4 protein-coding genes are annotated in these 8,282 nt (G+C 55.7%); 2 read left to right on the top strand and 2 right to left on the bottom strand.

What is annotated here, in order from left to right; all coding sequences use genetic code 11:
- On the top strand, positions 1-3,203 hold a 3,203-nt coding region (locus tag ACYQ3S_RS15200; RefSeq protein ID WP_459690192.1), incomplete at its 5' end, for an S-layer homology domain-containing protein.
- A gap of 53 nt (positions 3,204-3,256) precedes the next feature.
- Here the strand turns inward: ACYQ3S_RS15200 and ACYQ3S_RS15195 are convergent.
- Entirely contained in the window at positions 3,257-3,865 is a 609-nt protein-coding gene (locus ACYQ3S_RS15195) for a hypothetical protein (protein WP_459690190.1), read from the bottom strand.
- A 314-nt stretch (positions 3,866-4,179) separates the two neighbouring features.
- Here ACYQ3S_RS15195 and ACYQ3S_RS15190 point away from each other — a divergent pair, with 314 nt between their 5' ends.
- The gene (locus tag ACYQ3S_RS15190; RefSeq protein WP_459690189.1) at positions 4,180-4,809 is read left to right on the top strand and encodes a hypothetical protein; all 630 of its coding nucleotides are present in this window, start codon (positions 4,180-4,182) and stop codon (positions 4,807-4,809) included.
- Positions 4,810-4,860: 51 nt separating this feature from the next.
- Here the strand turns inward: ACYQ3S_RS15190 and ACYQ3S_RS15185 are convergent.
- On the bottom strand, positions 4,861-8,282 hold a 3,422-nt coding region (locus ACYQ3S_RS15185; RefSeq protein WP_459690188.1), incomplete at its 5' end, for an S-layer homology domain-containing protein.

The following is an 8,282-nucleotide window of genomic DNA, read 5'->3' as shown; positions in this document are numbered from 1 at the left end:
CGGAAATGGCGAAGATGATCTTCGTTGTCCGCAACAACTCCATTGATGATTCGGCCTACGCGAACAACTCTTCGAAGATGACCGACATCAACAGCCACTGGGCCAAGGGCTACATCAAGTTCTGCGAGTCCCAGGGCATCATCGCCGGCTACGGCGACAACACCTTTAAGCCCGACGCGACTGTTACCGGCGTAGAGGCGGCCAAGATGTTGCTCGTTCTGACCGGTTATGACGCTGACAAGGCTGGCCTGACCGGTCACAACTGGTCCACCAACACCCTGAAGTATGCCGGTTCCGCCGGTATCCTGGACGACGTAGGCTCCGGTCTGGAGTCCGGCCTGCCGCGTCAGTACGCCGCGCAGATGATCTACAACACGCTGGACACCAACCGTGTCAAGTGGTCCACCGACTCCGACTCCTTTGACGACAACCTCGGCAATGGCTACAAGGAGACCGTTGGCTACGCTTACATGGGTCTGACCAAGTCTGTTGGTATCCTGACTACTGTCAGCAAGGACTCCCTCACCCTGACCGGTATCGACGAGGCGGAGAGCGACAAGGTTTACTCCGGCAGCAATCCGTACGCTACCAACTTCACCAAGGTGAAGGAGGATTACTCCAGCCTGCTGGGCCAGAAGGTCAAGGTCATGTTCAAGGACGGCAAGACCAACAACGTCCTGGGCGTTTACGCGGTTTCCGACAACGAAGCCTACACCGTTAACGCTTCTGAAGTAGAGTCCGATGGCGATAAGGTCAAGTTCGGCGGCAAGTCCTACTCGATCGAGAACGCTTACGGCAATGACTACATCGATGTTTACTACACCGACATCGAGGGCAAGGAAACTGCCGTAACCGGTGAGGATGGCGCCTCTTCGGGTAACTCCAAGAGCTTCACCTCTCAGGCGGGTGTCAAGTACACTGCCGCCAACAGCAAGTACGGCTTTGAGGCTGAAGAGCTGTTCGACGATTGGGATACCTCCTCTGCGGTAATGCAGTTCGTCGATTCCGACGGCAACGGCCGCTTCGACTCCGTTATCATCACCGACTACGCCGCGGCTGAGGTCACCTCTGTTACCTCCTCCAAGGTAGTTGCCGGCAAGAGCTATGAGTTCGACGAAGAGAACATCGACGACGACCTCAAGGCGGACGACTGGGCGATTATCTCCTACGACCGCTACAACGACTGCACCCGCGTTGCCAAGGCTGACGTTATCACCGGCAAGCTGGACGGCCTGAAGAAGGACAGCACTTCCGAGAACTACAACGCAAACAAGGGTACTGGCGTTAAGTATCATGAGTACCAGATCGGCGACGAGTGGTACAATGGCGCAACCGACAAGGACGGCCGTACCGATATCAGCACCGTTAAGGCGGGCGACGAGGTCGAGGCTGTTGTTGTAAACGGCGTTGCATGGAAGATCAAGCGCTCTTCGGGCAACGGCTCTCTGGCTGATGTGACCGACATTGCGATGGTCGTTAACAAGGATGCCGGCATTGGCGGCAATCAGGTCAAGCTGCAGTTCTTCAACGACACTACCAAGGTTGTTGACGTTGACGATGACAGCACGATCAAGTATGCTTCCCTGAAGGTCGGCGCGCTGTATGAGTACAGCATCTCCGGCGGCGAGTACTCTTTCGAGGGTCTGTCCACGGAAGACGATTACTACGGCGATTACACCTATGTCGGCACTGCTTCGTACACCGCCAAGGACGATGCGCTGAACGGCAAGAAGATTGACGACACTGCCAAGGTTATCCTGTTCGAGGATAACGGCAAGGATACCGGCAATGACTCCAAGGTCATCACCGGCAAGCAGCTCAAGGCGCTGGAAAGCTCCGCTGTCACTTATGAGGGCGATGCGGCTTACTTCACCGCTGACGTAAACGGCCTGACCCGCGTTGCGGCGATTGCTGTTGAGGTCGACAAGCTGCCCGAAACCACCACTTCCAACGACTTCTACGGCTACATCCTGTCCGACGCGAAGGAGTCCGGCACGAACGAGGTTTCCTACACCGTGCTGCTCGAAGGCGCTGACGAGGCCGTAACGGTTTACGAGAAGAACGCCAAGACCGGTGACCGCAAGAAGAACACCCTGATTGGCTATAAGTCCCTCGACGGTGAGGATGCCGACAAGCGTTACATCGACGACGTACATCTGTACACGATGGGCGATACCAACTTTGCTCTGGGCGCTATCACCGATGTGAACAGCAAGCAGACCACGGTTCAGGTTGCCGGCTGGCAGGGCGGCGCCTCCAATCAGGCTGTTGCCAACAACGGCGTAACCGGTGAGTTCGATGTGACTTCGGATACCATCGTATTCTACATCGATACCGACGCAAAGACCGGTTCTTCGACTGGTTCGATCCGCAAGGCTACCAAGTGGTACTCCGATGCGGACGGCGCGAAGATTGTTACTGCTTCCAATGACGAGTATATTGCCAATACGGTTTACCTGACCAATGGCGACGACGAGATGGAAGTCCTAGTCGTTGAGTCTGGCGACAACCAGTTCCGCGGCAAGTACGCTGACGCGCTCAAGTCGACCTCTGACACCACAACCAAGTCGGCTTCTGCGGAGGATGCTAATGTTGTATTTGGTCAGACTTCCGCTACTATTAAGCTGACTACTAAGAATTTCGAAAACGGTTCTACAATTGAACTGACTGCGCCGACGACGGGCGTAACACTGGGTACGACCACGACTACGAACGACGAGACGAATATCAGTCTCACTGGTCTGAGTGCCAGTGAAAATGCTGGCACGGTTTACGACCTGACCTTTAAGATCACGGACAAGACCGATACCAGTGCAGTGGAATACGCTAATGCAAAGCTGACTGTTGTTCCGGCTACGATTGCCGATTTCACCGGCATGTCCGTAACCGAAGGCACTAAGGCTGCCTCTACCGTAACAGCGGATGCTATTTTCACGGCTGCAACCTTGGCTAATACTACGGCTGAGATTGACAGCATCAAGTTCAACAACGTGGACGTAAAGGGAACCTCCACCGCAATTGTAGTTGGTGATTTCATCACCGTAACGGTCAAGTTGACTCCGAATGCAAACTATGTATTTGCTTCTGACATTGCGGAAAAGACTCCTGTCGCTTTGACCACCAACACCGGTGCGACCAGCAGCGTTGAGGTCAAGGATGGCGTTGTATATGTCACTTACACCTTGGCGCGCATCACTGCGTAACAATTAACAACGAAAACCCCCGAGGATTCCTCGGGGGTTTTCCCTTTTCCGTTTTACCGGAACGCGATGTAGTAAAACTGTGCGCCGTTGTAGTTGAGCTTGCTGTATTTGTACTCATACAGCGTAAAACCGTTGGAAACAATGCCACAGTAATCTGTTTTGTAGCCTTGCAGCATCAAGGTGCTGTAAACCGCGGTTTCGTCCGCGATCAGGCCGTCCTTATGGCCGATAATGACCGCCTTGGGTGTGAACCCGATCGACAGGGTGCGCGGATAGCTGCCGGTTCCGGTGTAGGTGCCGAAATACACCTCGCTTTTCTGCGGCACGGCGGTTTCGAGCGCGCTCACCCGTCCGGAAAGCGCCTGGCGCGCCTGCCCCTCGGCGGTCAGCGCGGCCTGGGTCGCTTTCGCGTCCAACTCGGCGGCAAGCTCGTCCGAGAGCATCTCTCGGTCGATCGTGTCCCCGAACGTGTCCACCACGATGCCCTCCACCCGCGCCTCCAGCCGTGAGGCGTCGTCGCAGATTCCGTTGACTGCCTGCCGCAGCTCCTCCGGACTGCTGTCGAACCGCGCTTTCAGCTCGTTCGGCGCGAGCGTGGGCTGGTCGGGTAAGTCTGTGATTTTGTGCTGAAACGCTGTGATTTTATGATCGCTGAATGACATGAAAAACCTCCTTCTGTTTGGGGCGGCCGGAGTTCCCCTCGCGCGCGTTCCTCTGACCACGCGGGCGCGCGCGTGAGGGGTTCCCTGCCCGCCGTTTGCACCGACACGGGAAAGTAAGCGTCTATCAGAATAGCAGAAACGGGAAAAAGCGCAAGGGCAAGTATTTGCCCTTGCGCTTTCCGTTTTTTCGGCTATTATAACGGTTGCTTACTTTCCCCGCAGGAAAAACCAAACGGGGCGGCTTCGCCCCACGCGCGCCTGCGCGCGCTGTCCAAAGAACGCGCGCGGGCAGCACCGACAAAAAGGAGGAAACCATGTCTTTTTCTGACCACAAGATCACGCAATTCACACACAAAATCACAGACCTGCCCGACCAGCCTACGCTCGCGCCGAACGAACTGAAAGCGCGGTTCGACAGCAGTCCGGAGGAGCTGCGGCAGGCAGTCAACGGAATCTGCGACGACGCATCACGGCTGGAGGCGCGGGTGGAGGGCATCGTGGTGGACACGTTCGGGGACACGATCGACCGAGAGATGCTCTCAGACGAGCTTGCCGCCGAGCTGGACGCGAAAGCCGAACAAACCGCGCTGACCAGTGAAACCACCGCGCTGAAAAACCGTGTCAGCAGCCTGGAACAGGCGATGCCGAAAAAGGCGCAGGTCATTTACGGCACCTATACCGGCGACGGGACGGAAAACCGGTTGATTTCCCTTGGTTTTAAGCCGTATCTGGTCATACTTGCGCCAACGATAGGCAATTTTGAAATGCTGGAAACGATAACGGTATGCCACAGGCTCTGCGGCAGCTCCCCTCCGGAGCTTTCCAGCTCCCACCTGACGGAAAACGGCTTCCTCGTTTCTGCATCGGACAGTATGAGCATCAACCGCAGCCACAACCCCAACGAATCCGGAAAAACCTACGGCTATATCGCCTTTGGGCTGTAAAAAAGGGAAAACCCCTCTCATTCGAGAGGGGTTTTCTTATTGTCTTATAAGTTAAGACAGTTGCGCGGTCAGAGTAGCAACTACAGTAGCAGTCTTACCATCCTGAGACGGAGTGACAGTTACAGTATAATCGCTGATCGTTACAGATGCAGAGAAACCAGTGAAGCTGTAGCCTTCCTTCGCAGTCAGAGTAGCGGTAGCGCGATACCACTTGCCATTCGCTGCGTTGCCAGTGTCAGACGCCCAGCCGCTCTGTCCGTCATCGCTCTTCTCCCAGGTAGTGGCACCGACATCATAGCCTTTGCCGCTATTGTCAGAGAACGATACACCAGACAGCGGGCTGCTGTCAGTCGGCTTGCTCAGGTTCAGCTTTACATCCGGAGTAGCAGTAACAACCTTGATCGTCTGCTCGGTCTTCTGATCGCCCAGGGTAACAACGATCTTGTAATCGCCAACCTTGGTGGTGGTCTTGGTCGCTACCGTAAAGGTCTGCGCATCGGCGTTGTTGTCTTTGATCAGAGTGAGGCTGCCGCCCATATCGAAGTCAGCAGACTTGTCAGTGCCCTGATTGTCAACAACCTTTACGACCGGGGTGAGCATCCAGGCGTTCTGGTAGCCAACCGTACCGGTGTAGGTCTTAACGGTGGCGAAAGTAGCGTCGTCCGTGGTGTCGTAGCTGGTCTTCAGGACAACGTTGCTCGCTTCCTTGTTGATGGTGAAGCTCGCGCTAACAGTCTTGCCGTCAACCGTTACCTTCAGCGTAGCGGTGCCTTCCTTCTTCGGGGTACCCTTGATGGTCACAACGGACTTGCCATCGCTGTCGATATCGGTAGCCGAAGCGGTCAGGCCGTCAGCATCGCTCAGGGAAACGCGGACAGAGGTACCCTTGTTGATGTTCTTGGTCGTAACGGTAACGTTCATATCAACGGAATCGCCAACTGCCACGTCATTGATGGAGCCGATCTTGACGTCAGAAGCGTTCGCATCCTCGCCGTCAACAACGCCGCCGGTGGTGTCAACCGTGTAAACGTCGTTGTCCAGATACTCGCCCTGATCGATGATCAGCAGCTCGATCTCGTCGTCGTTGCCGATTACCAGAGCGTTCGCCAGGTAGTCGCCGTCAACCTTCTGCGCTTCCTTGATCTCGCCGTCCTCTACGCCGATCTCCAGATCCTTGTCAGCATCGGTGTCGATGTAGAATACGTCGCTGCCGCTTACCTTGTCCAGCTCATGGTTGCCGTTTGCGCCGACCGGATCCTTCGCAAAGATTGCGGTATCCTTCTTGTCGTTTACGCTGGTTACAGCAGTGAACGTAATGTCAGAAGCGGTCAGATGATCCACATCGTCAATTACCTTTACGCCGTCCTTCTCGTTGAGCGTATCGTAGCCGATAACCGTACCCTTCGCGCGGTCGGAAGTGCTGTTCTTTTCCTCGCGAACCGTTACATTTTCAGAACCGTTCCAGAAGGTGTACTCGATCGTGCGGTTGTCTACCTTGTAGGGCTTGGTAACGATGTAGCCGTAGTTGCTCCAGGTCTTGACGATGCCGTCCAAGCTGTTGACTGCAACAGCCATAGCGCCGACGCGGTCGATGCCGCTCATGCTGCCGTAGAAGCCATAGATATCAGAACCGCTGATGATCTTGCCGTTAGCCAGAGCCTTGAACTGCTTGCCGGAGATCTTCTTGGAGTCGTTGCCGCTATCGTTGGTGCCAACGCTCGCGCCGCCCTTCGGCAGGAACAGCAGGACTTCCGCGTCGTCGTCGATGCTGTACTTGCCCAGAGAGCTGAATGCGTTCGTGCTGGAAGTCTTCTGCGAGCCCATGTAGGTCATGTCGCCGTAGTACTCCTCATACTTGCTGTCGGCAACGCCATCCTTCAGGGTCTCAAAGCTGTACTCGTCGCCGGATACGTCGTAGCCGTAAACAGTGCCGGGCTTCAGATTATCCCACTTAACAGAGCTGTCGCTGTCGAACTTGACCGTCTTGGTGGTGCCGTCGAAGAACGCCAGCTTGACTTCATCCTCGATACCGGTGGTACCCTTGTTGACGACCATTGCAACTTCGTCAACCTTGCCGTCCGCCTTGCCGGAAACGCGCTTGACATAGAACATGATGTTGTTGACAACAACATACTCTACCTCGTTGCCCGCCTTAACGGTGTTCAGATCGGATTCGCTTGCGGTGGACTGAACCTTCGCAGCGCCCTTAAACCAGTCGTCGCCCACGCGGTACTCGTTGTAGGTTACCTTGCTTGTGGAGACGTCGCCGCCGTCAAAGAAGACATTGGCAGACTGGTTATCGCGCAGGCCGTTCAGGGTGCCGGTGGACTTGTCAGCCTTGACGATATCCTTGTTGTCGTTATACAGGTTCTCGGTGATAACGACCCAGTCGTCCTTGGCGATACCGTCCGCGATGTTCTCATCCGCGGTCTTGTAGGTCTTGCCGCTGGCAATGATCTTGTCGGAAGAAGCGTAGGATACCTTGGCAACGTTGTAGGTGGTAACGTTCAGGGTATCAATCTTGCCGTTGCCGTCGGTATCGACGAACGTGTACATGTTCGGGTTCAGCTTGTTGTTGTCCAGCTCGTCGAGCGTGGTGCCTTCAGCAACCTGGCCGTCGATGTAGGTAGCGATCGCGTCACCCTTGTTGGAGTCGTAGATGGTCTTGCTGTCCGCGTCGCCGTAGAACTCAACCGAGTAGGAGGAGCCGCCGAACTTGACCTTGTCGCCGTCCTTCTCGGTGCCGTTTGCAGCAACCGTGTAGGAGGTGTTGTCAGAGATCGCGTAGATGCCGAGGACGTTGTTGGTCTTGCCGTCCTTGAACATGATCTTGACCTTCTGGCCGAGCAGCTTGGAGTAATCCGAGCCTACCTTGGTGAAGGAAACAGTCTTGTAATCCTTGGACTGGTGGTAGTTGTCGGAATCATAGCTGCCGTCGATCTTGATGGTCAGGGAGTCCTTGCTCATCTCGGTCAGGGTGCCGACGTCATAGGACAGGCCCATGTAAGCGGAGCCGACCGTCTCCTTGATGCCGCCGTTGAGAACGTCGTCAAAGGACTGGGAATCGTCCGACCACTTGACGCGGTTGGCGTCCAGCGTGTTGTAGATCATCTGCGCGGCGTACTGACGCGGCAGGCCCTGCTCCAGGCCGGAGTTTACGTCGTCCAGCAGGCCGGCGGAGCCAGCATACTTCAGGGTATTGGTAGACCAGTTGTGGCCTACCAGACCAGCCTTGTTTGCGTCATAACCGGTCAGAACGAGCAGCATCTTCGCCGCCTCTACGCCGGTAACGGTCGCGTCGGGCTTGAAGGTGTTGTCGCCGTAGCCGGCGATGATGCCCTGGGATTCGCAGAACTTGATGTAGCCCTTGGCCCAGTGGCTGTTGATGTCGGTCATCTTCGAAGAGTTGTTCGCGTAGGCCGAATCATCAATGGAGTTGTTGCGGACAACGAAGATCATCTTCGCCATTTCCG

The sequence above is a fragment of the Agathobaculum sp. TL06 genome (assembly GCF_054658635.1).
The sequence above is the reverse complement of the archived record's forward strand: the minus strand, read 5'-3'. Positions and strand labels throughout refer to the sequence as shown.